Genomic DNA, 26,259 nt, shown 5'->3' on the forward strand with positions numbered 1-26,259 from the left:
GTTCCTTACAAAGCTTCAACCCACTTTGATAGTTGTTTAGCCTGGTTAAATGCATTGTAGTGCTGATTAACATGTTGTTTTGCATTTTGGCCGAGTAAATAGCGTTTATGAGGTGACAACTGATGAAATTTATAAAGCATCTTGCTAATACCAGAGATACTGCTAGGCATACATTTCATGCCAACATTAGGCGTAACAATTTCATTCGCACCCATTAAAGTGGTTGTTAAAACGGGTAAACCACATGCCATTGCCTCTTTTAAAACCAGTGGCCCTGTATCTCGGTCACCATTTTTAGCAACACAAAATGGGGCAATCAAAGCTGAATAATTCACTAGGTTTTCACTTACCCAAGCATGAGGTTTTTCACCTAGAAACCTGACTGACTTTCTTACGCCAAGCTCTTCAGCCATATACATTAGGTCGTTGATCATTGGACCGTCGCCAACGATATCTAAAGTAATACCAAATTCTTTAGGCATATGTTTAAGAGCTGGTAATAAGAATTGAAGCCCTTTCTTTTCGACTAGCCTACCTATAAAAATTAACCTTACAGATTCACTTAATGATGAAGGCGTTTGGTTAAATTTTGTAGTATCGATACCGCAGTGAAGTAATTTTACGTTACTTTTTTCGCATTTTTTAAACTGCATAGCCATTTCTTCACATACAGCGACAGAGAAATCACATAAAGCTAATTTCGAGTTTAAATCGGCACTATTCACATAAACATCATGGCCATGCCCTATCGAAGAGACAGTGATATTTGCCATTTTCGCAGCAACAATGCCATATGCTAAAGGGCCATGCATAAAATGGCAGTGCAAATGATCTATTTTGGCAACTTTAAGGTACTGAGCGATTTTGTAGCCATAGCCAATAAGAGATTGTGTAGATATCGAGCGAAACTGGATTGCAGTATTTATTGCTTTACTGAGTTTCACAACATTAAACATTGCGGGAAGTATTTTTTTAAAGTCAGGCTTTTCAATCTCTTTGACTTCTATTGCACTTGATAAATTAATCAACACAGAGGTTTTTTCAAAAGTGAATACCGTCACTTTATGTCCAGCATCTAGAAGTGCATTAATTTCTGTGACAACAAATGTTTCTGATGCAACTGGGAAACTCGGAACTAAGATAGCGATGTGTTTCATAAAATGCTCCTACTAAAATATATGTAGAAACAAGGGCAATAACCATACCTGCTTTTTATGGGGTACTTTTCTCAATTTGAGACGTCAAATCTATAAATAATTGCAAAATGCAACGCACAAAAAGAAAAATCAGAGAATTATGGCCAATATCGAGCTAATAAAAGTGGCTTCTAAATTGCGTACTACAAGAATAATATGTTTAAGTTTTTGGAGTAATCTTATGTCTACTCAAGTTAGTGTAATCATCCCTAATTACAATTGTCTCAAGTATTTAGAGACATGCATAAACAGTATTTACCAACAAAATGATGTTAATTTTGAAATTATTATTGTTGATGATGGGTCTACTGACGGAAGCATAGACTACTTACAACAACTCGCTAAAACAAATAAAGAAGTACGTTTATTTACGCAAAATAGGAAAGGTGTCGTGGCAGCAAGAAACTTGGCCATCACACAAGCAAATTCAGAGTATGTTGCATTTTTAGATGCAGACGATTACTGGTCAAAAGATAAACTAGCTAAACAGTTAGCCTTTCATACCGAGCATCCAGAGTGCGTACTAAGTTTTACAGACTACATGCACTTTAATGAAAAAAATGAAGACATAATCAGCTGTTTTGACTACTGGCCTGAATTCGACAGCAATAGAACGAACACAGAATTTCATTTGCTGAAAAATCCAATAAGTCAAATGATAACAACTAACATTGTTGGCACTTCATCTGTAATGGTTAAACGTGCCGCTTTGATTGACGTAGGCGGATTTGATCACAAATTAACAAGCGCAACAGATCTGGATTGTTGGTTAAAAATAGCTAAGCAAGGTGATGTAGCTTACAGCTCTTTGTGCGCAATGCACTACTTGATGCGAGCAAACTCAATAACTGCTAATAGAGAAAATCGATTAGCCGCAATGGTTGAAATTATACGCAGGAATCAATACGGGGTTACAAAAGGAGAATTAAAGAAAATAAAAGCACGTTTAAGTGAGTGTTATGGTGAGTTTTATAGAGAATTAGGTAATTACTCGAAAGCACTATCCTATTCAAATAAGGCATTTTGGCTATTTCCTCATAAGCGAAATTTTAAACATGTTCTTTATGATCTAAAACACTTATTGGGTGCAAGCTAATGAAAGAAACTGTATTAATAATTGATGATGATGAGGCAATTTTGCGCTCATTAAAACGACTGCTAATTAGTAACTATTCTGTAGTTTGTTACAGTGATCCCTATGCAGCGATTGAATATGCGAAACAAAATGCGCTTGACCTGGTAATTTGTGATCTATTAATGCCTTCTTTGAGTGGTTTAGCTGTACTTGAGAAAATTAAGGCAGTAAAACCTTACAGTTCGCGTATGTTATTAACTGGCTATGCAGAGATGGAAGCATCTAAGCATGCAGTCAAAGATAAAGTCGCAACAATGATTACGGCAAAGCCTTGGGATAATTTTGAATTAAGTATGTTAGTAGAGATATTGATAGAAAATAGTAAATTAAGACAACTTCACTGTTTAGATAGTTTAACTTCATAGGTAAGCGACCTGTGGTCGCTACCTTTAACGAAACTAGTATTAATATTAGTTAGCCTAATTTTCTCACTTGCAATGCAATGGTCAATAGGAAGACCTAAAACTGGTAAGCCATTAAATTGAATTTTAGAAGGCCAAGTTACATAAAATCCACTACGATCAAAGCAATTATTATCAGCTTCAATAAAATAGCGCGACCATGGAACCGTGTTAAAATCCCCTGCAATTAACCAATTCCCTCCTAAAGTTTTAATTTCGTTTTGCACTTTACTTAAAACAGAGTTGCGTTGCGTCCATAGAGTTCTATCTCTTGGTGATGGAGGATGAAAAACAAGGCTATTTAACATAATGTTATTATGCAAAAAACTAAGTTTTACATAGCCTAGTTTTGGGTTATCAAAACGTTTAATTTGTTTTTGGATAATCGGAAGTTTTGAGATAACGATTATACCAAAAGGCGCGCCTTCAACTTCAGCATAACCAAACAAATGATATTCTGTGTTGAGATTATCAAGAACATGACGCTGTGTATCATTAAATTCTAATAACACCAGGATATCATTTTTCTCTTCTATCATTTGGTTATAGATAATCTGTTGTAAGTTAGGGTTACTATATTGTAGGTTTATTTGTGTAACCTTAATATCACCGACCTCCCTCTGATTAGATGAGTAAGGTTTAAAGTGCACTAAAGTCAAAATTGTACTTAAAACTAGTAAGCTTGATGCCATCTTTTTACTGTAAAAATAGGATAACCCTACAGGTAAAAAGCTAACTAAAATTAACTGACCTCTTAGCGCTGCGATTAAATCCAGCATATAAGAATCTAATTGATTAAAAGCTAAAAATAAAAGAACGCCATAAAGAACCAGAATTAGTAAACGCATAGCCACCCTCCTCTGATTACTTATAGTCCTATTTCTTAATCTTTGCTGAGATAATATTTACATAAAATTTAGTATGATGTGTTCTTTAATGTGTAAAAATAAATACCCGCAGGTACTTATTTTTTAAGTTTAACACCAATTCGCTTAATTAAGTTTTATTGCGAATTGGTATAGCCGTGCTTTATTCGAAACCGTTGATCATTTTATCGCAAACAACCGGTGTTGGCCTGTGATTATCATCAACAGCTACAAACGTGAAACTACCAGAAATAGCTAAATGCTTATCGTCTTTGTGCATTGTTTCTAAAAAGATTTCAACGTCTACTTTAAGGCTGGTGTTTCCTACATGCACCACTTTAGAAATTAGCTCTGCAAATGTACCAGCTGGAATGGCTTCTTTAAAATCTACACGGTCAGACGAAATAGTTACAAGTGGCTTACGACAAAAACGTGTAGCAGCGATAAACGCGACCTCATCCATCCAAGCCAACGCATCACCGCCAAATAAAGTATTGTGGTGATTAGTGCGGCCAGGAAAAACAGTTTTTGTTACCGACGTTGTTGAGTCAGCAATACGCTTTGCAATAATAGCGTCACGATCGATTGGTTGTGTCATAGTCTCTACTTTTTATTAGCTAATGTGTCTTGCATCATTAGCGCAGGGTCAAGGCGTTCATTTTTCCAATTAAAACGCCAGTCTAAATGAGGGCCAGTTACGCGACCGGTTGCACCGATCTCGGCAATTTTATCGCCACGCTTAATTTCATCCCCTACTTTTACATCTAATTTGCTTAAATGAATATAAGTAGAGGTAACACCATGGCCGTGGTCAAGGATTAAGGTTCCACCAGAGTAATATAAGTCAGCATCAGCAAAAACAACTGTGCCGCTTACTGGTGCATACACTGGACTACCCGTTTTATTGGCAATGTCTAAACCAAAGTGCGGGCGGCGAGGCTCACCATTAAAGTAGCGCTGGCTACCATAAACACCTGAAATACGGCCCGTTGCAGGCTTATAAACAGGATCTAAAAAGTACCGTAGGTCAGAATTGACTTGCCTCGCTTTGCGTACGGCAACAGCTTCACGGCTAATACGCTCAGACACTTCTTTAGGTGGCGAGACATATTTTTTTGCAACACCGGTGATTTTGTCAATTTTGTAATCACGCTTAGTGATCACAATTGCTTGTTCGTGGCTTACACCCGCACTATCAACCCAAGAAAGGCTATGATTTGTCTTAGCATCACGACCAAAGCCGAACACAAACTCACCATTTGTTGAAAGCTTAAGAGACTCACCATTGAAGCTAACACTTTTAGCGCCTTCAATTTGGCCTGTTACTAAACCGCCTTGAGTTAAATGTCCTTTTAATTCAACAGCACTTGCAGTAAAAGAAAACAATCCTGCAAATGCAGCTATTAGTAATCCTTTACGCATAACTGATTGACCCCTTACCAACCCCTTCGTAAGCTGTAATTTTAACTTCTGAATCAGGGTATTGGTTTTTAACTTGTGAACTTAAATAGTCTGCAATGCACTCAACCGTAGTATCGCAAGGTAAAATGTCGCAGCGTGATTTGTCTATCGCCATTTCAAAATAACCTTGCTGTGATGTATATGCAAAGCACACATCGTTTTCTTGTGCAGTTACATGCTTGAGGTCTGATTTATTGATTTCATCTTCAGCTGTTGCTAGATAAATGTCTTCCCATTTATCTGCCCACTCTTTTTGTAAGCGAGGCATAGCCATACCATCAAGGCTAATACCAATCTGTGAGCGATGGCCATGAATAATACGCTGACAATTACCATCGTGCTTTTTAAGACCATGGCTGTAATGATAGTAAAAACTTTGGCTATGCTCTGGGTATAAAGTAATTTCAATCTTTTCAATGTTGCTAGGTAGCTCAGGCATAATTGTTTTAATTAAAAACTCGGTTACCGACTTTTCATCAATAACATCAGCATCGATTAAACAATATGCTTGGTTAGGAGCACTCATAGCTAAGTGATAATTATCACCAAAATGACAATCTAGCACGCTGTGCTCAGCATGCTGTGTTAGTGAACCGTTTAGTGTGGCAGGCACAGCAAGTTTATGGTCGATACAGTTATCAATAATGCCCTTGATTTGCTTTTTAACTAAGCCAAAATCAAGCACCATCGACTCATCATTTAATTGACCGTGCAGAGTTAAATCCACAATCCAGCTCTCGCCAACTGCGCCGCGTTTATTACACAAGTAAGAAAAATCAATCACTGTCAGTGAGTTTACAAAAAGGATCATAAATTTCCTTTAGACTGGTTAAAGAATCACAGCAATTATAATGATTTTTACTTCACAATGCGCGGTTTTATCTCCCTTTATCAGCGACAGTTTAATTAAATGGTCATAAAACAAGCGAAAAATAGCAAATAATTAACTGCTCCGAGTTGTTTAGCGTACAAGTGTACGCTAAAGTACGGGGCAATTTCTAAGCGATGAATGAGAGTTATGGAACCTAAAAACAGCTATACAAAAGAAGAATTGGTCCTTTGCGGTCAAGGTGAAATGTTCGGTGAAGGCAACTGTCGTTTACCAAGTGACAACATGTTAATGATGGACCGCATTATCTCTATCACTGCTGATGGTGGTGAGCACGGTAAAGGCCAAATCGTTGCAGAACTAGATATCAACCCTGATCTTTGGTTCTTCGACTGTCACTTTAAAGGTGACCCAGTAATGCCTGGTTGTCTTGGTCTTGACGCTATGTGGCAATTAGTTGGTTTCTTCCTAGGTTGGTCTGGTGGTCCAGGTCTTGGTCGTGCACTTGGTGTAGGTGAAGTTAAATTCACAGGTCAAATCTTACCGACAGCTAAAAAAGTAACTTATCGTTTAGACATGAAGCGTGTAATTAAACGTAAATTATTCATGGGTATGGCTGATGGTACTGTAGAAGTAGATGGCCGCGTAATCTATGAAGCAAAAGATCTTAAAGTAGGTCTTTTCCAAGATACATCTGCATTCTAATATTAATTTGTAGATACAAAAAAGCCCCAAAGTGGGGCTTTTTTGCGTAAATAAGGTGCCTATTTTAAGTTTTAAACATATTTCGGTTTTCAATGGCTTCTCGCCAGCCGCCTAACCATTCTGATTTAGGGTCTATTTGTTGATAAGGGCATTGTTCTTTGGAACGGCCTGCCAAGCCTGCTTTATAACCTTGAGAATGAGCTCTTTCTAAACGATCTCTTTTCTGTCTCTTCATAGGTAATATCCTCACCTTTTATATTTATAGATATGTAGCGAAATTGACATCTACATTTAATGAATAGTTAATAAAACTGTTAAATTCAAATAGCAAAAAGCAATTAAATAAATTGACAATAACTAACGTGCTGATGCTCAAATGAATTAACATTTTAAATGACTAGGTGGTCGTACCTCTTTAACTAAAACCATCTATTAATACACTTAAATTCAGCTAAAAACGATACAGCTCTTTTAGCTTCAATATTTGTGACCTAGACTATTTCTACAAAGTTCCCAATTAAATTGTAATCATGACAAATTTGTGATGATTACAATTTAGTCTATTTATTACTTGCATATTAAAAACCGATCGGTCTAATATGGTGCTCATGGAAACAAATAACTCTGTGCCGAGCCGTCGTGGCAGGCCACCAAAAATAGCGCGTTCAAATGCAGATACGCGTGCCCTACTAATTAATACAGGGTTAGCCGTATTAACTGAAAAAGGCTTTAGCGCAACCGGCATTGATTTAATCTTAAAATCAGCACAAGTACCTAAGGGATCTTTTTATCATTACTTTAAAAGTAAAAATGATTTCGGCTTGGCACTCATAGATGCTTACGACAGCTATTTTCAGGCAAAGTTAAAACGCCACCTAGCAAACGATGCAACAACCCCTCTTGAAAGGATTGTACTGTTTGCTAATGACGCTAAACAAGGCATGGCAAAGTTTGAGTTTAATCGCGGCTGCTTAATTGGTAATTTAAACCAAGAGCTCAGCTACCTTAATGAAGCAATGATTGCACGTATTAAGCAGGCTTACACCAGCTGGCAAGCTCTAATTGAACACTGCTTAATAGACGCGAAGCAACAAAAACAAATACCTCAATCATCAGATTGTAAAATGCTTGCTGAGTTCTTCTGGATTGGCTGGGAAGGCGCAGTGATGCGCTCTAAACTTGATAAATCAAGTGAACCGCTTACCCTTTATACAGCTCAATTTTTACGCTTAATTTTATAATGCCGTTTTAATACGGTTTTATTTTAACCATTAAAAGACGATCGGTCTAAAAGGAGTCAACATGACAACATCAGTAAAATCGGTAGTTATCAACAAAGATGATCAAGGCTATCGTGCCGAATACACAGACTTTCCTGTAGAGAGCATCCACCAGCACGATGTAAATATTGATGTTGACTACAGCACTTTGAATTACAAAGATGCTTTAGCGATTACAGGTAAAGGCCCTGTGGTAAGAACATTTCCAATGATCCCAGGTATTGACCTTGCAGGCACAGTGACTGAGTCTAAAAGTGATGAATTTAAAGTAGGTGATAAAGTTCTGTTAAATGGCTTTGGTGTTGGGGAAAAATACCTAGGTGGTTTAAGTGCAAAAGCATCTATGAGTGCAGATTGGCTTATCCCCCTTCCCGCTAATTTAACACCAAAACAAGCAATGCAAATTGGTACTGCGGGGTATACCGCAATGCTGAGTATCATCGCTTTAGAAAAACAAGGTATCACACCCCAAAGTGGCGAAATTCTTGTTACCGGTGCTAATGGCGGCGTGGGCAGTTTTGCTATCTATTTACTTAATAAGCTTGGCTTTGATGTTGTTGCCACAACAGGCCGTATGAACGAAGCAGATCACCTTGAAAAATTAGGCGCAAAACGTGTTTTATCTCGCGATGAATTCTCAGCACCTGGTAAACCACTGGCAAAAGAGCAATTCGCTGGTGCAATTGATTCTGTGGGTAGCCACACCCTTGCAAATGTGTGTGCATCGATTAAATACGGTGGTGTTGTAACAGCCTGTGGTTTAGCACAAGGTATGGACTTTCCGGCAACGGTAGCGCCGTTTATCCTTCGTGGCATTAGCCTAATGGGTATTGATAGCGTAATGCGCCCTAAAGCTGACCGAATTGAAGCATGGCAACGTTTAAGTGAGTTAGTTGAGGCGCAGTACCTAGATACTATTTCACAAGAAATTACGCTATCTGAGGCCATTGCAAATGCAGAAGCCTTATTAAAAGGCGAAGTTCGTGGCCGTGTAGTGGTTAATTGTAAGTAATAGATTTAAAGGCTCTAAACACCTTAGAGCCTTTTTAAAAAAAAGAATTTAAACACCAAACGCCGCAAGCTTTTCGTTTAGTTCTTCCTTTGAAATTAATTGCATATCGTACTGTTTTTTAACTTTACGAATATTATCAAAATTATCCAATTTAAGCTGAGCTCTAGCTAATTTATCCTGCATCTCTTTTTCTGTTAATACATCCAGTTTCACAGCTTTCTCTAGCTTTTCTTTTTCTTCATCAAACTCACGTTGAAAAATTGCTTTTTCTTGTAGAATTATCTGATCTTTTAATTTTTTCTCAATTTCTACTGCTTCTTTCTCAAGCTCTATTTTTTTCTCTAAAAGAGGCTCTATTCTGTCGAGTGTATCTTTTAGAACAGCTTCAACATTTTCACCCTTATTATCGACTAAATTAGATACATACTTTTTACCAATGTCTTGGTAAGCAATATTTAGTTGCCCGTTAATTGAAGTAATTTCAGAATTAATCGCTGAAAGCTTTGATTTTTCTTTCGACGCAGTAGAGATATCACTGGTTAGTTTAGAGGTTGATTCACTAATATTTGTTCCAATTGTATTAGCTTGTGTTTTGATCTTATCAAAAAGTCCCATTTATAGATTCCTTAATCAATTTAATAAATTAGCCTCATGCCAATTCAAGCGCATAGATTACCCATATAAGGTAAACATGTAAACTTTTAAAATGGTTCGTATATCAAATTGATAAGCGGTATCTAAATTAGATCTTTCAAATTATAATTAACTAATTACGTAAACAATAAACAAGAGCATGATATGAGTAATAAAGAAATTTTCAGCAATAACCCGCTACAAGGTGTTGGTATTGAGCAAGTCGTAACAGAGCTTGTCGAACAATATGGCTGGGAATTACTCCACGCCTATATGCGGTTGAACTGCTTTAAGAATAATCCAGATGTTAAATCTGCGGTTAAGTTTTTACGTAAAACACAATGGGCTCAAGAAAAAGTCGAGAACTTTTATTTGTATCGTCTTAAAAACTTACCACGCCCAGACAATGTCAACTACGAATTACCGCCACGCGATCGCGTGATCCCTGCTGATCAAAAACCAGGTGAACCGTGTGAGTTAAGTTTTACCGACGCCAAACGCATTCACGCTAAAAAAGAAGCTAAACAACTTGCTCGAGCTCGTAAACAGCGTTCAAGTGCGAGTAATCCTTGGGGTAATTGATTTTTAAGCTTTGAGCTGTAAGATAAAATAAGCCGCCTGTTTGGGCGGTTTTTTATTTGGGTTAGCAAATTAAGAACTGAAGATTTGTCTTAGCACATCAAAAATATTTGTTATTAATTTAAGGGTAACGTGAATATGTTAGACTAATTACATTACCAGAAATATCAGTTAAAAAGGATGTGTATGTCTAACTACAACGAATCACCTGAACAAATCGCAACCGCTACGCAAGGTTATGTAATGCAACAGACAATGTTGCGCATTAAAGATCCAAAGCCTTCTTTAGATTTCTACCAGAATGTTTTAGGCATGAAGTTACTTGGTAAATATGATTTCCCTAAAATGGAGTTTACGCTGTACTTTTTAGGTTATGAGCAAGACATGCCAACTGGCACCGATAAAGAAAAAGCACAGTGGGTATTTCGCCGCCCTGCTCTTATCGAGCTTACACATAATTGGGGCACAGAAAATGACGACAGCTTTGCAGGTTACCATAGTGGTAATGATGAACCAAAAGGCTTTGGTCATATCGGTATTACCGTGCCAGACGTGTACGCAGCATGCGAACGCTTTGCAAAATACGATGTTGAGTTTGTAAAAAAACCAGACGATGGCTCTATGAAAGGCCTAGCCTTTATCAAAGACCCAGATGGTTATTGGATAGAGATACTTTCTGCTGAAGGGATCACTGAGATCATTGAAGAGCATAAGTAAGACTGCCCCTTTAATAACCTGCTATCTAGCAGGTTTTTTATTTTCATTCAAAGGTATCACTTATACATATGAGCTTGCTTTAAGATAAAAAATTCTACGATGTGAAAATTTAGTTTGCATAAAAATAGACTGCAAAAAGCAATGGAAGGTACAAAATAGAACTTACGGCTGCCAGCAACCGCATTTTATAACAGCCGAGCATTTCAGTAGCATAATCAAGCTTAGGTGACCAAAATAAAGGCAGCAAAGACCAAACTATAGCAACGCATAACCATCCATTCCAAAATAGAGGTGTTAAATAAACTCTATCTGAGATAAATCCATAAAATCCGAACAAACCCACAGACATAAAGAGCGCATTCGTTATTTCTTCAAATTTAACAAGCTTAGGACTGTCATCTTTACCTGATAGATATCCATATATCTTAAAAGGAAAAGGCACGACAGTAATGGTGAGCAAAATAATAAAGGATATTAGCCAGAACATATATTAACTCCATTTAATAATTTCTATTCCAATAATTATTATTTGGTCTTCGTCTAGCTTTTCAAGATACCTGTTACAAGCCTAATAGCACTTACCTTCACAATTACATACTTGTATAAATAATTCCCATAATTGCCATAACTAAAAGTACTAGTAGCCAATAATGTTGAACTTGATGGTTCTTACTCTTTTTATCTGAGGTGTTTACTTTAGAAGTAGCATTTTCCTTCGGTGTAGAGTGAACAAATCTAATTTCAGCGTTTTCATCAGGTAACATCATCCCAACTACTTGGTTAGCAGTAACATAATCCCCAGCTTTAACCTTAAATTCACTAATTTCACCTGCTTCAGACGCTTGAATTTCTAATATCGTTTTATCTGTTTCTATATCAAAGAGGGGGGAATTAACTAAAACAATATCGCCAACATCTACATGAACATTTGCTACCTTAACATCGCCAATATCATTTGGTAATTCAGGTATTTTTATTTCCGTTGTCATAGTAGAACGCCTTATTACAACCTAACAACAACCGTTTTACCAATAAAGTCATGTATTGCACGACGCTTTTCATTAAACAGCATGGTTATAAATTCTGACAATGCCCATACTGTAGCTAAAGAACTCAAACCCATAATTAAATAAGTTAAAAACTCATGTATGCTACCGAGTTGTTGTAACGATATTGAAATAGATAAAAGTAGTAGTATCCAAGATGAGTTAATAGCAATATTTACAGATTCTCGGCGAACCGATTGTTTAAGATTAATATCTGTTTCAGTGTCATGATCGAGAACTTTAACATCCATCACCATCTTACCAAGAGTTTGGCCATAAAACCCATGCATAAAAACAACGTAGCCAATATACTGAACGCCATTAACGGCTTGTAAAACCATGTTTTGGTTAGAGTATTCAACGCCAAAGAGTAAGCATTCAATATAAAGTAATGCTGTAAATATTAAACCATCAATAATCGCGGCCCAAAAACGAGGCCAAAAAGTAGCATACCTTTTACTCGTTTCTAGCTCTTCAAACTCTGCTTTTATTTCTGGGTCTTTTATTTTATTTGCTATCTCTAATTCTAACTCTTGTGCTCTTTGTGGGAAGCTATCTTTATCAATATATTTTTGAGCATCTAGAAGCTCATTCAATGAATAATTTTTATAATTTGGGGTGTAGTCCATGTTTGTTATTCTCCTTACTGCTTTAATTTAGTCAGCTTTTAGCATTTAGCTCTTTTTGGGTCTCGCGGATAAAACTCATCGGGCTGTTTTGTGCATAAATCAAATTCACGAGTATTCTTGTAAGGTAGCTTCATAAATCCTGCTACACCCACATCTGTGATATTAACCGCGTATTGCATGAGCTTACTTAATAAACGTTTAAATTCTGGTTCTTTACTGGCATCTAGCAGACGATAGTAATGGTGTATCTTCATCCTATCAGGTAAGGCTTCAAAAATAATACAGCCTGTATGGTGTATTTGGTTTAGCTCAAATACGCACTTTATAACCTTTTTCGGGAGCTGTAATTGCTCATCAGGGTCTTTACCATCTTCAAAGTACGAATGCGGTCTGGTTACGTCTGAGGCTTGTACATCCATTACTTCGTAATCAAGCTCAGGTAAATTCTCAAACTTAAACGCACCTGTGCCATCACGTTCGAGCTGAATGGTCTTACGCGCATCAAACAAACAACATTTAAAGAGACCTTTTTGTTCAATCCCCTGTGCTAACATCACCGTGTTGTTAATGGCATCGGTAAAGGCTGTACCAAGTGTTTCATCATGCAGGATAAGTGATGATTCAACAAACAGTGAGTTTTCTTTCCAATGAAAACTCAAGCCCCCTACTACCGGATATTTTGCTAATCGGCTAATAGAGGCCAAAAATGCTTTTTCGGTGTCGCCGGTATCAAATAAAAACTCTTTGTAGTACCTGTCGAGCTGGGCATCGTTTACATCAAGTAATTGTTGATTATGGTCCGCTTGTCTTAAAAATTGTTTACGTGAGCTATAAACTACCGTGTCTGGGTGTTCATCAAACTCACTAAACCAATAAGGGATATAAGGGCGAATGACTTTACGGGGCAGCTCAGGGAGGTAAGCTTTAGCCATTGTAGGCATGTTTCGCATAAAATAATCACCAGCGCCATCTCTGGTTGCCTTATCTTTTGAAAGCATACCGTCAATAACCCGGGCAAGCTCCATAGGTAAATTCAGGCTTGTAGCAGGAATAACCGCCGCACCAAATCGGCAAGATTGTGCAGATGCCAGTGCATAAAGAGTTGAAGCAACACCTTGCTCATCAAAACGTGGCGATGACTGCCCGCCCGACATTTGCTCATCACCAATAAAATACACATCACCCATACGTGCATTGGTTGTGCTTATATCAGCAGACATAAGATCCATAAAGTTGCTAGCAACCGGATTACCTTCAGCATCTATTTGTGCATAAACAGAGCTGCCCCAGTCTACCAACGACAACTTATTAGTTTGTTCATCATAAACAATGTTAGAGGGTTTAATATCGCCATGTACAATAGGCTGTGGGCTTAAGCCATTTTTGTGTTCACGTAAATCTACCAGCACATTACGTAGCCTAAGAGCAAGCGCCATGACTTTTGCTGCACTAAAACGCCCCTGCTTGATGGAAATTTTTTCTAAGTCTTCACCTAAAGCCCGCTCCATCATTAAAATGCCTTGCTTTTTAATGCGTTCAAAGGCATAAAATTTTGGCACCAGCGGATTATTAACTTGCGAGAGCATGTACGCTTCGTCTTCTAGACGATCACGTACACTTTGTGCAAGGGTTATCCGAGAAAACTTAAATACCCAAGGTAGGTCTTCATCATCGACACCGGCAAAAACAAATCCAAACGCACCAGAACCAATTAATTCAACGTCACTGTAACCAAGCAAAGTAAGCTGTTTAATACATATGTTAAGCCATTGACGGTGCTTTTTAGCATCATGGTGAGACAGCAAATAAACAGACTGTTCTTCATTGATATAAAAATTGCGGATTTGTTTGGGATTCACTGCATCTCTCAAAGTTAAGCGGCTTTTAACCGCTTAATTATTGAATGCTAGGCAGTTAATTACAAGGCTTTTGCTCTTCAATGATCCAGCCTTGATCTTTCATAAGAAGCTCTGATACTGCGAAGGTTAAGCAACCAAAGATAACTAACTCTAACAAGGTAAGAATATCAGCGGCAAAACACCAACCTAAAACCCCTGCAAGTAAGAATGGGATTGCTTTTAAATACCAAGCAATTTTTCGGGTTTTACCGTATGTGAGTTGATAACTGTGAACTAGCTTGCCCTCACATTCTAATGAAATAACAGAAGAAAACTTTCTTAATAAAGTCACTGAAACTGTTAATTGGCAGGCTTTACCATCAATATTAAACTCATGAACAGATTTCGTTTTAAAGTTACGTGATTCTGCTATTAATTCACCGTCTACTTTCAGAACTTCTTTACCTGAGTAAGCAGAACCCCAGTATTCAATTAAATGTTCACCCAGTTTGAAGTTGGCTTTAATTCCCTTGCTCATTGATACTGTAATGCCATCAGTGTTCATAACAAATCTCCTTATCATTATGAATTTAAAATACTTTAAAAATAAAAAAACGGCAAGCTAGGCTTACCGTTTTGGTACTTTCAATGGGTAAAGGGTTACCATTTCAAACTAAAGGCGGATACCGCCATCAATTTCAACAACACGACCTGTAAAAAAGTCGTTCTCTACAATGTATTGTGCTGTTTGAGCAATTTCATCTGCTTCACCAAAACGACCCACTGGCGTTACCGCCATCATGCGTTGTTTTGCTTCTGGTTTCATTGCATCTGTCATTGCTGTGCGAATAACACCTGGCGCGATTGCACCAACACGGATACCAAAGCGACCTAGTTCTTTCGCCCAACCCGTTGTCATCGCAACAACACCAGCTTTAGACGCTGCATAGTTTGTTTGGCCGATGTTACCAGCACGAGCAACACTCGACATATTAACAATAACGCCGCCTTTGCCAGACTCGATCATGTGGCTCGCAGCTTCACGACCAGCTAAGAATACACCGGTCAGGTTCACATCAATCACAGATTGAAATTGAGCCAACGACATTTTATCAACTACTTTGCCTTCTTTTGCTTTGATAAACATACCATCGCGTAAGATACCTGCGTTATTAATTAACACACCGATATGGCCAAAGTCTTTGTTGATAGTGTTAAACGTTGCTACCACAGCGTCTTCATCTGTGACATTAGCAGCATACGCCATGACTTTTGTGCCATACTTAGCAAGCGCTGATACTGCAGTATCTAGTACATCTTGTTGCATATCGATAAGGGCGATGTTCGCACCAAGGGATGCAAACTTTTCGGCCATTGCAAAGCCTAAACCTTGCGCACCACCGGTAATTACGATGTTGTTGTTTTTAATTTCCACAACAATCTCCTACTTCGAGAATAATTTAAAAATAGCGCTAAAATCATCACTACCCGCACCTTGATGCTGAAGCATAGTGTATAGATTCTTCGCCATTGACCCCATTGGGGTAGATGAATTACTTTGCTGAGCCGATTCCATAGCAAGACCTAAGTCTTTTGCCATTAAATCAACCATAAAGCCCGGTTTATAATCATTACTTGCTGGTGCCGTTTCCATTACACCAGGGCATGGGTTATAAAGCTCAAGTGTCCAGTTACGGCCAGAGCTTGCAGTCATGATGTCACTTAACACTTTTGGGTCTAGCCCGTTATTTATGCCCATTTGTAGTGCTTCGCTAGTACCTGCCATTAAAATGCTCAGCAGCATGTTGTTACAGATTTTTGCTACTTGGCCTGCGCCAATATCACCAGCATGGAAGATGTTTTTACCCATATCTACTAGAGCAAGCTTGGCTTTTTCAAAGTGACTTTGCTCACCACCGACGATAAAGGTTAAAGTGCCCGCTGTTGCACCTGCAACACCACCTGATACTGGTGCATCAACAAAATCAATACCTTTTTGAGCAAGTTCGCTTCCCACTTGACGCGCTGATTCTGCATCAATGGTTGAACAGTCAATCACTAAAGTTTTGCTATCAAGTAAGTTGATAAGACCTGTTTCGCCTAAGTAAAGCGATTTAACGTGTTTGCTTGCTGGTAGCATACTGATAAAAATATCAGCGCCAATGGCACACTCTGATGCATCGTTTGCAGCAATTGCACCTTTATCGGCAAGCTCACTGACCGCCGCTTTATTTAAGTCAAACACGCGAACTGTATGACCTGCATTGACAAGGTTTGCCGCCATTGGGCCACCCATGTTGCCTAAACCAATAAATCCTATTGTTAATTTAGCCATTTGTTTACCCCTTGGACTTAAGATGACGTTAATGAGTTTAGTGGGTGAGATTGCTCATCCCAGCGTGCTGTAAAGAAGCTATCTACAAGTGCTTCGTCGATATCGCTAAGCGATTTAAACTGCCAGTTAGGTGCACCGTCTTTGTCGATTAGTAACGCACGAACGCCTTCTTGAAACTCGCCTACTTCGCCACAGCGTACCGACATACCCAGCTCCATTTTGAAGCAATCTGCTAACGTCATCTCTTTTGAATTAGCTAATTGACGTTCAACCAGTGCACAACTAAGCGGACAACCATGCGCTAATGACTTTTGCGCACGGGTAAGCCATTTATCTTCAGTTTCTAAAGCTTGAATGTAGTCAATTTTGCCCTGAAGTGAGTCAAATTCAGCCAGCTTTTGAATAACCGCTAAGTTATCTTTTACATTGCCTTTAGGAACCCGGCCTGAAATATTATCAATCGAGATTAAAATGTTAGTTAGCTTTTCGTGATTTAATGAGGCTGTTTTGCCCCATTTTTCAGCGGTGATAGCCGTTAAAATAGCGTCATATTTATCTGCTGTTGCATAGTGATCAGCAAGATTAACAAACAAGGCATCTTCAGCATTGATAGACGCCGCAGTTAACCCTAAGAATAGACCCACTTGCTCAGGCATTTTATGTAAGAAGTAACTGCCACCCACATCAGGGTATAAACCAATGGTTAGCTCAGGCATTGCAATACGCGATGTTTCTGTTACCACTCGGTGACTTGCCCCAGCCATTAAGCCAAGACCGCCACCCATAACAATGCCATTACCCCAAAGTAATATTGGCTTTTCGTAGCAGTGGATTAGGTAGTCTAATTTATACTCAAGAGTAAAAAAGTCTTCAATGTAATTAGCAGGCTCTGCTGTACTCATTGCTTTATGCAGGCTTACTACATCGCCACCGGCACAAAATGCTTTTTCACCAGCCCCTTTTAGAATGACCATGGCAACTGCATCATCGTCAGCCCATTTTCTAAGCTGAGGCTCAAGCAATTGGATCATGTCGTAATTTAAGGCATTTAACGACTTAGGCGCATTGAGTGTCGCAATTGCAATGAGGCCGCTCTCGGCCTCTGCAGTTTCAAACACCACAGGCGCATCTTGATGATTTAGTAGTGTTACATTATTCATTAGCCATTTACCCAATTTGCTTTACGCTTTTCTAAGAACGCATTCACGCCTTCTTTTTGGTCTTGCGTATCAAACAACTGAACAAATAGCTCACGCTCTAATGGCAATGCATGAGCCATAGGTTGTGTGCGACCTTTTTGAATAAGCTCTTTACATGCAGTCACAGCAACTGGACTTTGCTCACCCACTTGGTTAGCAAGTTTCATTGCCGCCGCTAAACTTTCGCCAGCACCAACCACTTCTTCAACAAGGCCAATTTCGCGAGCTTTGTCTGCTTTTAGGCGCTCGCCACATAAGATCATGCGTTTTGCCCAGCCTTCACCAACAAGCCATGCAAGGTTTTGCGTACCGCCAGCACAAGGCAACAAGCCAACTTTCGCTTCAGGAAGTGCCATTTGAGCTTGCTCTTCAGCTATACGAATATCACAAGCAAGAGCCACTTCAAGACCACCGCCCATGGCATAACCATTAATTGCCGCGATTGATACACCACGGAAATTTGTTAGTGCTTCAAATGCATCACCAAACACTTTTGACATAGTAGCAGCAACGCCTTTATCACCACTGGCAAATACGTTCAGATCAGCACCAGCACTAAAGAACTTTTCACCTTGGCCTGTAATCACTAATGCATAGACATTTTTGTTAGCATTTAGCTCAGTTACAGTGTCTTTTAATGCAGTTAATGTATCTTGTGTCCAAGTATTCGCTGGCGGGTTATTCATGGTTAAAACCGCAACGTTACCTTCAATATTTAAATCAATCGATGGATTAGACATAGGTTGCTCCTTATAGAATGTCGCCAGCTGACTCAGCTAAGATACGTCGTGCGATAATCACACGCATGATTTCGTTTGTGCCTTCAAGAATTTGATGCACACGGACGTCTCTGAAATGACGCTCTAATGGATATTCTTTGATGTAACCGTAACCACCGTGAATTTGTAGTGCATCGTCACAGACTTTAAAACCAACATCTGTAGCAAAACGTTTTGCCATCGCGCAGTAAGTGGTTTTTTCGCTGTCACCGGTATCTAGTTTAAATGCGGCTAAGCGCACCATTTGACGAGCAGCAACAAGTTCGGTATTCATATCAGCAATCTTAAATTGCAGTGCTTGGAAAGCAGCTAATGGCTTACCAAATTGCTCACGTTCTTTTAGGTATTCGCGCGCAGTATTAAGAGCTGCTTGTGCTGTACCTAATGAACAGGTAGCAATATTAATTCGGCCACCATCTAGGCCTTGCATTGCAAACTTAAAGCCTTCGCCTTCTTGGCCTAGTAAGTTAGCCGCAGGAATTCTGACACCTTCAAAGCTAATTAAACGTGTTGGCTGTGCATTCCAGCCCATTTTTTCTTCAGCTTTACCGTATTCGATACCTGCTGCGTCAGCTGGCACAGCAAATGCCGAAATACCGGCAGCGCCTTCACCACCAGTGCGCGCCATAACTACAAGTAAATCAGTTTCACCAGCACCCGAAATAAACATTTTAGAGCCTGAGATCACATACTCATCGCCCTCTTTAACTGCTTTGGTTTTTAGTGATGCTGCATCAGAGCCAGAGCCAGGCTCTGTTAAACAGTAAGACGCAAGTAACTCACCCATTACTAATTGCTCACAGTACTGAGCTTTAACGTCCTCAGTACCAAAGCTTGCAATCATCCAGGTTGCCATATTATGAATGGTCAACATAGCGGTTGTTGCGGTACAACCCATTGCAAGCTGTTCGAAAATAATGCTTGAATCTAGGCGAGATAAACCTAAGCCACCCGCTTCTTCAGGAGTATATAAACCACAAAAGCCTAGCTCACCGGCAGCTTTAATGGTGTCTTTAGGGAAAATGTGTTCTTGGTCCCACTTAGCTGCATGTGGAGCAAGTTCAGACTCTGCAAACTGACGGGCTGTTTCAGCAAACGCTTGCTGATCTTCGGTTAAATTAAAGTCCATAGTAGACCTCTATTTTGTTGTCTTATTCTTGTGTGAATAACGATTGTTGTCGTTTAAATGTGTGTTCTTTGAGCGAGCGTGTGCTCGCTCAGCAGTAAATTAATTACGGCTTATTTAAGGTTAATACTCATGTTAGGACCTGAGGCGATATCATCCTCGAACCAACGTGAAGTAATTGTTTTCGTTTCTGTGTAAAAACGAATACCTTGCTTACCGTAGGTGTGTTGGTCACCGTAGAATGAACCTTTCCAACCGGTGAAAGAGAAAAACGGGAGTGGCACAGGAATTGGCACGTTGATACCAACTTGACCTACTTCGATTTCATGTTGGAATTTACGTGCAGCAGCGCCGCTTGATGTGAATAACGAAGTACCGTTACCGTAAGGCGAGTTATTGATAAGCTCAATCGCCTCTTCAAGAGTATCTACAAACATACAAGCCAATACAGGACCAAAGATCTCTTCTTTGTATAAATCCATCTCGGTGGTTACATCAGTAAATAACGTTGGACCAACCCAGTTACCTTGCTCGTAACCTTCAACAGTAAAGTCAGAGCCATCAATTAAGCACGTTGCACCTTGTTCTTTACCACTAGCGATAAGTGATAGAATACGGTCTTTAGCAGCTTTTGATGTTTGTGGGCCGTAAGCCGCGTTTGCATCATCCCATACACCTGGGCGTACATTTTCAAAGCCTGCTTTAATTTCATCAACCCAGTCTTTAGCTTGACCAACAAATACAGCAACCGAAATACCCATACAGCGCTGACCCGCAGCACCTACAGACGCACCGACTAAGTTATTTACAACATGCGATTTACTTGCATCTGGCATAATAACCATGTGGTTTTTTGCACCTACACAAGCTTGTACGCGTTTAAGGTTTGCTGTGCCTTTTGAATAGATGTATTCACCTACACCACACGAACCAACAAATGAAATAGCACGTACTGCTGGGTCTTCTAATAAACGGTCAACTTGTGGTTTTGTACCATGAACAACTTGTAACACCCCTTTTGGTGCACCCGCTTCAACAAATAGTTCAGCTAAACGCATTGGTGTTAGTGGATCTTGCTCTGATGGTTTAAGAATAAAGGTGTTACCACACACAATAGCCAGTGGGAACATCCATAATGGGATCATCGCAGGGAAGTTAAATGGCGTAATACCCGCACATACACCTAGTGGCTGCATGTAAGAGTAAGTATCGATTTTACGCGCTACGTTTTCCATTGTTTCGCCCATCATCAGTGATGGTGCATTGGCTGCTTGCTCAACAACTTCAATACCGCGCCAAACATCGCCTTTGGCATCTTCAAATGTTTTACCCAGCTCATGACAGATAATCGTCGCAAGCTCGTCATGGTTTTCTTTTAGTAGTGCAGCGTATTTCATCATAATGCGCGCACGCTCAGAAATTGGCACTTCTTTCCATGTTTTAAATGTTTCTTTTGCAGAGGCAATGGCTGCATCCATTTCAGCATCCGTTGCACACGGGACTTGCGCTAACACTTCTTGGTTCGCAGGATTGATAACATCAATCAGCTGCGATGAACTTGATTGGGTAAATTCGCCGTTGATAAATAAAGGTACTTGGTGCATGAGGCACTCCTCCCCAGTGGGTATAAAGAGGCCGCAACATGATAGTTTTTAAAATACGTTGCGGCTGTGAGAGATTAAAATTCTAAAGCGATTAAATTGCTTCAACAGCCATAGCAACAGCTTCACCACCACCGATACACAGTGAGGCAACACCTTTGCTAAGACCACGATTCTTTAATGCATGAATTAAGGTAACTAAGATACGCGCGCCGCTTGCACCAATTGGGTGACCAAGTGCACAGGCACCGCCATTGACGTTAACTTTGCTTTCATCAAGTTTTAACTCGTTAATTGCAAGCATAGTCACCATGGCAAACGCTTCGTTGATTTCCCATAAATCAACATCATTAACAGACCAACCGGCTTTTTCTAAAAGCGATTGCATCGCGCCTACCGGTGCTAAAGTAAATTCGCTCGGGGCTTGAGAATGTGTGCTGTGAGCAACGATACGACAAAGTGGTGTTAAACCTTGTGCTTTAGCATCTGACTCACGCATTAACACAAGCGCTGCTGCACCATCAGAAATTGATGACGAGTTTGCAGCTGTAATCGTGCCGTCTTTTTTGAATGCAGGACGTAAACCTGGGATTTTATCAGGACGTGCATTGCCTGGTTGCTCATCAATCGCAACGGTCACATCACCTTTGCGTGTAGAAATAGTGTGCGCTGCAATTTCATTATCAAATGCACCTGTTTCAATCGCACTATTTGCTTTATTAAGTGAGCTAAGTGCAAAGTTATCCATTTGTTCACGACCAATTGAATATTGATCGGCAGTGTCTTGTGCAAAACAACCCATTGCTTTGTTGTCGTAAGCATCTTCAAGGCCATCACACATCATGTGATCTTTTACTTCGCCATGACCCATACGCATACCTGAACGTGCATTTGGTAACATATAAGGCGCATTACTCATGCTTTCCATACCACCCGCAACAGCGGTGTTTATAGAGCCTGACTTAATTAAGTCATGAGCAAACATGGCAGCTTTTAAGCCTGAGCCACAAACTTTGTTGATTGTTGTTGCGCCAGTACCTTGATTAAGGCCCGCTTTTAACATTGCTTGGCGAGCAGGTGCTTGACCAAGACCAGCTGGTAATACACAGCCCATGATCACTTCGTCAATCTTATCGGCAGATAAACCGGCTTGCTCTAAGCTACTTTTAATAGCTGTAGCACCTAAATCAGTTGCGTGTGCACCACTTAGTGCGCCCATAAAACCACCCATAGGGGTACGTTTTGCGGCAACAATAACAACGGCTTCAGTAGTCATATTTGGCTCCATGTAAGTGGTTATCATCATGTGTTCAAATCATGTGTAACCAAACAGTTAATTTGTTATAGTTTAATTTCGATTTAATTCAGCATACATAATATTTACGTTTACGCCAACGTAAATCTAAAATCAACTTTTTTGCGGTCGTTAAAACTGTAAACTTATCTGTATTTTGTTGTATTAAAAATCGAACATCTGCTTACAAGGCTAGATAAATAAAGCTTTTCAACAAATCCAACCAGTTATCTTTATAAGTCTAAAGTATAACTCCCAAATCACCCTTTACCTTTACGTAAACTTCACTTATATTGGTGTTATTCGAATGAGGTAAATAAATCATGAAACAAGACAATCAAACAAACTTTGAAAGCGCAGCAGTTGAACCTGCTAGCAATGAGCAAACGTTTAGTATCAGCGAACTAGCAAAAGAATTTGATATTACAACCCGCTCTATCCGCTTTTATGAAGACCAAGGCCTGATCTCACCTGATCGCAATGGTCAAACTCGTATTTATTCAAAACGCGACAAAGTAAGACTAAAACTTATTCTACGCGGTAAACGCTTAGGTTTTACCTTGGCTGAAACGGGCCGTTTGTTTGAACTGTACGACGCAGATAAATCAAGCGCTAAGCAGCTAGTAACTATGCTTGACCTTATCGCAGAAAAAAAAGCAGACCTAAGCCAACAGATGGACGACATTAAAGTTGTACTAATGGAATTGGTTACAGCAGAACGCCGCTGTCGTGAAACCCTTAATAATTTAGACGAATAACCTGACAACAATCTCGACAACAGACTCTCACAGGAACACACATTATGAGCACTATTTCACTTTATAAAGAAATGAACTTCGGACTTGGCGAAACAGCAGACATGATCCGCGATCATGTTAATAGCTTTGCGAGCCAAGAAATTGCCCCACTTGCAGAACAAACAGACGTAGACAATGCCTTCCCTAATCAACTTTGGCCACAGCTTGGCGAAATGGGTTTATTAGGTATGACAGTACCTGAAGAATTTGGCGGTGCGGGCCTTGGTTACCTTGAGCATGTTATTGCAATGGAAGAAATTAGCCGTGCAAGTGCATCGATTGGTTTAAGTTATGGTGCTCATTCAAATCTATGTGTTAACCAAATTAACCGTAATGGGTCACAGGCTCAAAAAGAAAAATACCTACCTAAGCTTATCAGTGGTGAGCACATTGGTGCCCTTGCGATGAGTGAGCCAAATGCGGGTTCTGATGTTGTATCAATGAAATTAAAAGCCGAGAAAAAAGGCGATGTGTTTGTACTTAACGGTAACAAGATGTGGATCACTAATGGTCCAGATGCCGATACCTTTGTTATCTATGCAAAAACAGATTTAAATGCCGGCCCTAAAGGGATCACAGCGTTCATCGTTGAACGTAACACACCAGGATTCTCTACTGCGCAAAAGCTAGACAAACTTGGTATGCGTGGCTCTAACACCTGTGAATTAGTGTTCGAGAACTGCGAAGTACCAGCAGAAAACATTCTAGGTAACTTAAACGAAGGCGTAAAAGTACTTATGAGTGGCCTAGATTATGAGCGTGTTGTTTTAGCTGCAGGCCCGCTTGGCATTATGCAAGCATGTATGGACATTGTGGTTCCTTATATTCATGAGCGTAAACAATTTGATAGCCCTATTGGTCAGTTCCAACTGATTCAAGGCAAAATTGCTGACATGTACACGCAAATGAATGCAGCTCGTTCATATGTTTACACAGTAGCTCGTGCATGTGACCGCGGCGAAACAACGCGTAAAGATGCCGCTGGTGCTATTTTATATGCAGCAGAGCTGGCGACTAAGATGGCCCTTGATGCTATTCAAATCTTAGGTGGTAATGGTTATATCAACGAATATGCGACAGGTCGTTTATTACGTGATGCAAAACTATATGAAATTGGCGCAGGTACTTCAGAAATCCGCCGCATGCTAATTGGTCGCGAATTATTCACTGAAAGCCGATAGGGACCTTGTTATGACGATTTTAAAATCGAGTGTAAATCCACACGATCCGCAATTTTTGCAAAATCACGACAACATGGCAGCGCTCGTAAGTGATTTACGTGAAAAAGTAGCTGATATCCGTTTAGGTGGTGGCCCTGCCCTGATTGAACGCCACCAAGGCCGTGGTAAGTTGTTTGTTCGTGACCGTATTGAAACGCTACTTGATGAAGGCTCGCCATTTTTAGAGATTTCACAATTTGCTGCCTTTGGAGTGTATGAACAAGCTATTCCATGTGCCGGTGTTGTTGCTGGTATTGGTCGTGTGAAAGGCGTTGAATGTATGATCATCGCCAATGATGCAACCGTAAAAGGCGGCACATACTTTCCACTAACGGTGAAAAAACACCTGCGTGCCCAAGATATCGCAGAGCGTTGTCATTTACCGTGTATTTATTTAGTTGATTCAGGCGGTGCAAACCTGCCTGAACAAGATGATGTATTTCCAGATAAATTACACTTTGGCCGTATTTTCTATAATCAGGCACGTATGTCTGGTAAAGGCATTCCACAAATTGCGGTCGTAATGGGTTTATGTACTGCAGGTGGTGCTTATGTACCTGCGATGGCTGATGAAAGTATTATCGTAAAAGAGCAAGGCACAATTTTCTTAGCAGGCCCGCCACTGGTTAAAGCGGCTACCGGTGAAGAAGTGAGTGCTGAAGAGCTCGGTGGTGCTGATGTTCACTGTAAAACCTCAGGTGTTGCCGATCACTATGCTGAAAACGATGCCCATGCACTTTCTATCGCGCGCCAATGTATTGAACGAATAAACTATCAACGCCCTACTGCACCGTTACTTGATGATGTTAAACCGCCGCGTTACGACATTAACGAAATTTACGGCATTGTAGGTACCGACCTTAAAAAGCCATTTGATGTACGCGAAGTGATTGCCCGTGTTGTTGATGATTCATCATTTGATGAATTTAAACGCTACTTTGGCGAAACCTTAGTAACCGGCTTTGCAAAAATCTTTGGTCACCCTGTCGGTATTGTTGCCAACAACGGTATTTTATTTAGTGAATCTGCGCAAAAAGGCGCGCACTTTATACAGCTATGTGCACAACGCAAAATTCCTTTGGTGTTTTTACAAAACATTACTGGCTTTATGGTTGGTAAAAAATACGAAGCCGAAGGCATCGCCAAACATGGTGCGAAAATGGTAACTGCTGTGTCATGTGCTGATGTACCTAAATTCACCGTGTTAATTGGTGGCTCGTATGGTGCAGGTAACTACGGTATGTGTGGCCGTGCGTTTGAACCTACCATGATGTGGATGTGGCCAAACGCCCGTATCTCTGTAATGGGTGGTGAACAAGCAGCAGGCGTTCTTGCACAAGTTAAACAAGACGGTTTAGCCCGTAAAGGCGAAAGCATGACTGATGAGCAAGTCAGTGAGTTTAAAAAGCCAATTATCGAGCAATACGAAAAACAAGGTCATCCATATTACGCCAGTGCCCGCCTTTGGGATGATGGCATTATCGATCCTGCTGATACTCGCAATGTATTAGGGCTTGCCTTAAGTGCAGCTAAAAATGCACCAGAGCGCGATTCGCAGTTCGGCGTATTTAGAATGTAGTG

Annotated in this window: 29 protein-coding genes; 10 read left to right on the top strand and 19 right to left on the bottom strand. The window is 39.9% G+C overall.

The window, feature by feature from the left end; genetic code table 11:
* Positions 1-5: 5 nt before the first annotated feature.
* Positions 6-1,157 (bottom strand): glycosyltransferase, encoded by a 1,152-nt coding sequence (locus IRQ78_RS04465; RefSeq protein WP_054553826.1) that lies wholly within the window; start codon positions 1,155-1,157, stop codon positions 6-8.
* A 220-nt stretch (positions 1,158-1,377) separates the two neighbouring features.
* On the opposite strand from IRQ78_RS04465, the gene IRQ78_RS04470 reads away from it, so the two are divergent.
* Positions 1,378-2,292 carry a glycosyltransferase family 2 protein gene (locus IRQ78_RS04470; protein ID WP_187489610.1) on the top strand — a complete coding sequence of 305 codons (915 nt, stop codon included), beginning with the start codon at positions 1,378-1,380 and terminating at the stop codon, positions 2,290-2,292.
* A complete protein-coding gene (locus tag IRQ78_RS04475) occupies positions 2,292-2,696 on the top strand; it encodes a response regulator (RefSeq protein WP_054553824.1) in 405 nt (134 codons plus the stop codon). Before IRQ78_RS04470 ends, IRQ78_RS04475 begins: the two co-directional genes overlap by 1 nt.
* On the opposite strand, the gene IRQ78_RS04480 is transcribed toward IRQ78_RS04475, so the two are convergent.
* The 4 genes from IRQ78_RS04480 to IRQ78_RS04495 form a co-directional block, all read right to left on the bottom strand.
* Positions 2,669-3,580: an endonuclease/exonuclease/phosphatase family protein gene (locus tag IRQ78_RS04480; RefSeq protein WP_194441471.1), complete on the bottom strand. Its 912-nt coding sequence runs from the start codon at positions 3,578-3,580 to the stop codon at positions 2,669-2,671. The two genes, IRQ78_RS04475 and IRQ78_RS04480, sit on opposite strands and share 28 nt — an antisense overlap.
* A 181-nt stretch (positions 3,581-3,761) precedes the next feature.
* Entirely contained in the window at positions 3,762-4,196 is a 435-nt protein-coding gene (locus IRQ78_RS04485; RefSeq protein ID WP_138602233.1) for an acyl-CoA thioesterase, read from the bottom strand.
* Between the two features lie 5 nt (positions 4,197-4,201).
* Positions 4,202-5,020, bottom strand: a complete 819-nt coding sequence (locus IRQ78_RS04490) for a M23 family metallopeptidase (RefSeq protein ID WP_194441472.1) — start codon at positions 5,018-5,020, stop codon at positions 4,202-4,204.
* Positions 5,013-5,870, bottom strand: coding sequence for a 6-carboxytetrahydropterin synthase (locus tag IRQ78_RS04495; protein ID WP_194441473.1), 858 nt, complete (start codon positions 5,868-5,870; stop codon positions 5,013-5,015). The genes IRQ78_RS04490 and IRQ78_RS04495 overlap by 8 nt, the downstream gene beginning before the upstream one ends.
* Positions 5,871-6,077: 207 nt before the next feature.
* Here IRQ78_RS04495 and fabA point away from each other — a divergent pair, with 207 nt between their 5' ends.
* Complete coding sequence (gene fabA / locus IRQ78_RS04500; protein ID WP_054553819.1) at positions 6,078-6,593, top strand: bifunctional 3-hydroxydecanoyl-ACP dehydratase/trans-2-decenoyl-ACP isomerase; 516 nt, start codon at positions 6,078-6,080, stop codon at positions 6,591-6,593.
* Positions 6,594-6,657: 64 nt separating this feature from the next.
* On the opposite strand, the gene rmf is transcribed toward fabA, so the two are convergent.
* Positions 6,658-6,828: a ribosome modulation factor gene (rmf, locus tag IRQ78_RS04505; RefSeq protein ID WP_036968408.1), complete on the bottom strand. Its 171-nt coding sequence runs from the start codon at positions 6,826-6,828 to the stop codon at positions 6,658-6,660.
* Between the two features lie 373 nt (positions 6,829-7,201).
* Here rmf and acuR point away from each other — a divergent pair, with 373 nt between their 5' ends.
* On the top strand, positions 7,202-7,834 hold the full coding sequence (acuR, locus tag IRQ78_RS04510) for an acrylate utilization transcriptional regulator AcuR (RefSeq protein WP_054553818.1): 633 nt from the start codon (positions 7,202-7,204) through the stop codon (positions 7,832-7,834).
* 61 nt (positions 7,835-7,895) lie between these two features.
* The gene (gene acuI / locus IRQ78_RS04515; RefSeq protein WP_194441474.1) at positions 7,896-8,885 is read left to right on the top strand and encodes an acrylyl-CoA reductase (NADPH); all 990 of its coding nucleotides are present in this window, start codon (positions 7,896-7,898) and stop codon (positions 8,883-8,885) included.
* A gap of 48 nt (positions 8,886-8,933) precedes the next feature.
* Here acuI and IRQ78_RS04520 read toward each other — a convergent pair whose 3' ends face one another.
* Positions 8,934-9,500 (bottom strand): hypothetical protein, encoded by a 567-nt coding sequence (locus tag IRQ78_RS04520; protein WP_054553816.1) that lies wholly within the window; start codon positions 9,498-9,500, stop codon positions 8,934-8,936.
* A gap of 183 nt (positions 9,501-9,683) precedes the next feature.
* Here IRQ78_RS04520 and IRQ78_RS04525 point away from each other — a divergent pair, with 183 nt between their 5' ends.
* Positions 9,684-10,100, top strand: a complete 417-nt coding sequence (locus IRQ78_RS04525) for a VF530 family protein (protein ID WP_063705328.1) — start codon at positions 9,684-9,686, stop codon at positions 10,098-10,100.
* Positions 10,101-10,283: 183 nt separating this feature from the next.
* Positions 10,284-10,814: a lactoylglutathione lyase gene (gene gloA, locus IRQ78_RS04530; RefSeq protein ID WP_194441475.1), complete on the top strand. Its 531-nt coding sequence runs from the start codon at positions 10,284-10,286 to the stop codon at positions 10,812-10,814.
* Positions 10,815-10,923: 109 nt separating this feature from the next.
* On the opposite strand, the gene IRQ78_RS04535 is transcribed toward gloA, so the two are convergent.
* The 12 genes from IRQ78_RS04535 to IRQ78_RS04590 all read right to left on the bottom strand — a co-directional run bounded on the left by IRQ78_RS04535 (position 10,924) and on the right by IRQ78_RS04590 (position 22,643).
* Entirely contained in the window at positions 10,924-11,301 is a 378-nt protein-coding gene (locus tag IRQ78_RS04535) for a hypothetical protein (RefSeq protein ID WP_194441476.1), read from the bottom strand.
* Positions 11,302-11,404: 103 nt separating this feature from the next.
* Entirely contained in the window at positions 11,405-11,803 is a 399-nt protein-coding gene (locus IRQ78_RS04540) for a biotin/lipoyl-containing protein (RefSeq protein WP_194441477.1), read from the bottom strand.
* A gap of 14 nt (positions 11,804-11,817) precedes the next feature.
* A complete protein-coding gene (locus IRQ78_RS04545) occupies positions 11,818-12,489 on the bottom strand; it encodes an RDD family protein (protein ID WP_194441478.1) in 672 nt (223 codons plus the stop codon).
* Positions 12,490-12,527: 38 nt separating this feature from the next.
* Positions 12,528-14,348 carry a protein kinase domain-containing protein gene (locus tag IRQ78_RS04550; protein ID WP_187489620.1) on the bottom strand — a complete coding sequence of 607 codons (1,821 nt, stop codon included), beginning with the start codon at positions 14,346-14,348 and terminating at the stop codon, positions 12,528-12,530.
* Positions 14,349-14,403: 55 nt separating this feature from the next.
* Positions 14,404-14,892, bottom strand: a complete 489-nt coding sequence (locus IRQ78_RS04555) for a hypothetical protein (protein ID WP_194441479.1) — start codon at positions 14,890-14,892, stop codon at positions 14,404-14,406.
* Positions 14,893-15,000: 108 nt separating this feature from the next.
* Positions 15,001-15,762 (bottom strand): SDR family oxidoreductase, encoded by a 762-nt coding sequence (locus IRQ78_RS04560; protein ID WP_175081973.1) that lies wholly within the window; start codon positions 15,760-15,762, stop codon positions 15,001-15,003.
* 9 nt (positions 15,763-15,771) lie between these two features.
* Positions 15,772-16,662: a 3-hydroxyisobutyrate dehydrogenase gene (gene mmsB, locus IRQ78_RS04565; protein ID WP_194441480.1), complete on the bottom strand. Its 891-nt coding sequence runs from the start codon at positions 16,660-16,662 to the stop codon at positions 15,772-15,774.
* Between the two features lie 17 nt (positions 16,663-16,679).
* Positions 16,680-17,822: an enoyl-CoA hydratase/isomerase family protein gene (locus tag IRQ78_RS04570; RefSeq protein ID WP_194441481.1), complete on the bottom strand. Its 1,143-nt coding sequence runs from the start codon at positions 17,820-17,822 to the stop codon at positions 16,680-16,682.
* A complete protein-coding gene (locus IRQ78_RS04575; RefSeq protein WP_135924626.1) occupies positions 17,822-18,601 on the bottom strand; it encodes an enoyl-CoA hydratase in 780 nt (259 codons plus the stop codon). Before IRQ78_RS04575 ends, IRQ78_RS04570 begins: the two co-directional genes overlap by 1 nt.
* 10 nt (positions 18,602-18,611) lie before the next feature.
* Entirely contained in the window at positions 18,612-19,769 is a 1,158-nt protein-coding gene (locus IRQ78_RS04580) for an acyl-CoA dehydrogenase family protein (RefSeq protein ID WP_194441482.1), read from the bottom strand.
* Between the two features lie 110 nt (positions 19,770-19,879).
* Positions 19,880-21,370 (bottom strand): CoA-acylating methylmalonate-semialdehyde dehydrogenase, encoded by a 1,491-nt coding sequence (locus IRQ78_RS04585; protein WP_055197193.1) that lies wholly within the window; start codon positions 21,368-21,370, stop codon positions 19,880-19,882.
* 91 nt (positions 21,371-21,461) lie between these two features.
* The gene (locus IRQ78_RS04590; protein WP_194441483.1) at positions 21,462-22,643 is read right to left on the bottom strand and encodes a thiolase family protein; all 1,182 of its coding nucleotides are present in this window, start codon (positions 22,641-22,643) and stop codon (positions 21,462-21,464) included.
* Positions 22,644-22,984: 341 nt separating this feature from the next.
* Here IRQ78_RS04590 and IRQ78_RS04595 point away from each other — a divergent pair, with 341 nt between their 5' ends.
* The 3 genes from IRQ78_RS04595 to IRQ78_RS04605 are packed head-to-tail and all read left to right on the top strand — an operon-like array spanning position 22,985 to position 26,257.
* Positions 22,985-23,419 carry a MerR family transcriptional regulator gene (locus tag IRQ78_RS04595; RefSeq protein ID WP_054553803.1) on the top strand — a complete coding sequence of 145 codons (435 nt, stop codon included), beginning with the start codon at positions 22,985-22,987 and terminating at the stop codon, positions 23,417-23,419.
* A 44-nt stretch (positions 23,420-23,463) separates the two neighbouring features.
* Entirely contained in the window at positions 23,464-24,639 is a 1,176-nt protein-coding gene (locus tag IRQ78_RS04600) for an isovaleryl-CoA dehydrogenase (RefSeq protein WP_054561519.1), read from the top strand.
* 10 nt (positions 24,640-24,649) lie between these two features.
* Entirely contained in the window at positions 24,650-26,257 is a 1,608-nt protein-coding gene (locus IRQ78_RS04605; RefSeq protein WP_054561520.1) for a carboxyl transferase domain-containing protein, read from the top strand.
* The last annotated feature ends 2 nt before the right edge of the window (positions 26,258-26,259 follow it).

This window comes from Pseudoalteromonas simplex (assembly GCF_015278155.1).
Classification (GTDB): domain Bacteria; phylum Pseudomonadota; class Gammaproteobacteria; order Enterobacterales; family Alteromonadaceae; genus Pseudoalteromonas; species Pseudoalteromonas simplex.

What these genes read in the sequence shown, in the direction of transcription:
- IRQ78_RS04465 (WP_054553826.1), bottom strand. Translation starts at nt 1,157, where the DNA reads ATGAAACACATCGCTATCTTAGTTCCGAGTTTCCCAGTTGCATCAGAA.
- IRQ78_RS04470 (WP_187489610.1), top strand. Translation starts at nt 1,378, where the DNA reads ATGTCTACTCAAGTTAGTGTAATCATCCCTAATTACAATTGTCTCAAG.
- IRQ78_RS04475 (WP_054553824.1), top strand. Translation starts at nt 2,292, where the DNA reads ATGAAAGAAACTGTATTAATAATTGATGATGATGAGGCAATTTTGCGC.
- IRQ78_RS04480 (WP_194441471.1), bottom strand. Translation starts at nt 3,580, where the DNA reads ATGCGTTTACTAATTCTGGTTCTTTATGGCGTTCTTTTATTTTTAGCT.
- IRQ78_RS04485 (WP_138602233.1), bottom strand. Translation starts at nt 4,196, where the DNA reads ATGACACAACCAATCGATCGTGACGCTATTATTGCAAAGCGTATTGCT.
- IRQ78_RS04490 (WP_194441472.1), bottom strand. Translation starts at nt 5,020, where the DNA reads ATGCGTAAAGGATTACTAATAGCTGCATTTGCAGGATTGTTTTCTTTT.
- IRQ78_RS04495 (WP_194441473.1), bottom strand. Translation starts at nt 5,870, where the DNA reads ATGATCCTTTTTGTAAACTCACTGACAGTGATTGATTTTTCTTACTTG.
- fabA (WP_054553819.1), top strand. Translation starts at nt 6,078, where the DNA reads ATGGAACCTAAAAACAGCTATACAAAAGAAGAATTGGTCCTTTGCGGT.
- rmf (WP_036968408.1), bottom strand. Translation starts at nt 6,828, where the DNA reads ATGAAGAGACAGAAAAGAGATCGTTTAGAAAGAGCTCATTCTCAAGGT.
- acuR (WP_054553818.1), top strand. Translation starts at nt 7,202, where the DNA reads ATGGAAACAAATAACTCTGTGCCGAGCCGTCGTGGCAGGCCACCAAAA.
- acuI (WP_194441474.1), top strand. Translation starts at nt 7,896, where the DNA reads ATGACAACATCAGTAAAATCGGTAGTTATCAACAAAGATGATCAAGGC.
- IRQ78_RS04520 (WP_054553816.1), bottom strand. Translation starts at nt 9,500, where the DNA reads ATGGGACTTTTTGATAAGATCAAAACACAAGCTAATACAATTGGAACA.
- IRQ78_RS04525 (WP_063705328.1), top strand. Translation starts at nt 9,684, where the DNA reads ATGAGTAATAAAGAAATTTTCAGCAATAACCCGCTACAAGGTGTTGGT.
- gloA (WP_194441475.1), top strand. Translation starts at nt 10,284, where the DNA reads ATGTCTAACTACAACGAATCACCTGAACAAATCGCAACCGCTACGCAA.
- IRQ78_RS04535 (WP_194441476.1), bottom strand. Translation starts at nt 11,301, where the DNA reads ATGTTCTGGCTAATATCCTTTATTATTTTGCTCACCATTACTGTCGTG.
- IRQ78_RS04540 (WP_194441477.1), bottom strand. Translation starts at nt 11,803, where the DNA reads ATGACAACGGAAATAAAAATACCTGAATTACCAAATGATATTGGCGAT.
- IRQ78_RS04545 (WP_194441478.1), bottom strand. Translation starts at nt 12,489, where the DNA reads ATGGACTACACCCCAAATTATAAAAATTATTCATTGAATGAGCTTCTA.
- IRQ78_RS04555 (WP_194441479.1), bottom strand. Translation starts at nt 14,892, where the DNA reads ATGAACACTGATGGCATTACAGTATCAATGAGCAAGGGAATTAAAGCC.
- mmsB (WP_194441480.1), bottom strand. Translation starts at nt 16,662, where the DNA reads ATGGCTAAATTAACAATAGGATTTATTGGTTTAGGCAACATGGGTGGC.
- IRQ78_RS04570 (WP_194441481.1), bottom strand. Translation starts at nt 17,822, where the DNA reads ATGAATAATGTAACACTACTAAATCATCAAGATGCGCCTGTGGTGTTT.
- IRQ78_RS04575 (WP_135924626.1), bottom strand. Translation starts at nt 18,601, where the DNA reads ATGTCTAATCCATCGATTGATTTAAATATTGAAGGTAACGTTGCGGTT.
- IRQ78_RS04580 (WP_194441482.1), bottom strand. Translation starts at nt 19,769, where the DNA reads ATGGACTTTAATTTAACCGAAGATCAGCAAGCGTTTGCTGAAACAGCC.
- IRQ78_RS04585 (WP_055197193.1), bottom strand. Translation starts at nt 21,370, where the DNA reads ATGCACCAAGTACCTTTATTTATCAACGGCGAATTTACCCAATCAAGT.
- IRQ78_RS04590 (WP_194441483.1), bottom strand. Translation starts at nt 22,643, where the DNA reads ATGACTACTGAAGCCGTTGTTATTGTTGCCGCAAAACGTACCCCTATG.
- IRQ78_RS04595 (WP_054553803.1), top strand. Translation starts at nt 22,985, where the DNA reads ATGAAACAAGACAATCAAACAAACTTTGAAAGCGCAGCAGTTGAACCT.
- IRQ78_RS04600 (WP_054561519.1), top strand. Translation starts at nt 23,464, where the DNA reads ATGAGCACTATTTCACTTTATAAAGAAATGAACTTCGGACTTGGCGAA.
- IRQ78_RS04605 (WP_054561520.1), top strand. Translation starts at nt 24,650, where the DNA reads ATGACGATTTTAAAATCGAGTGTAAATCCACACGATCCGCAATTTTTG.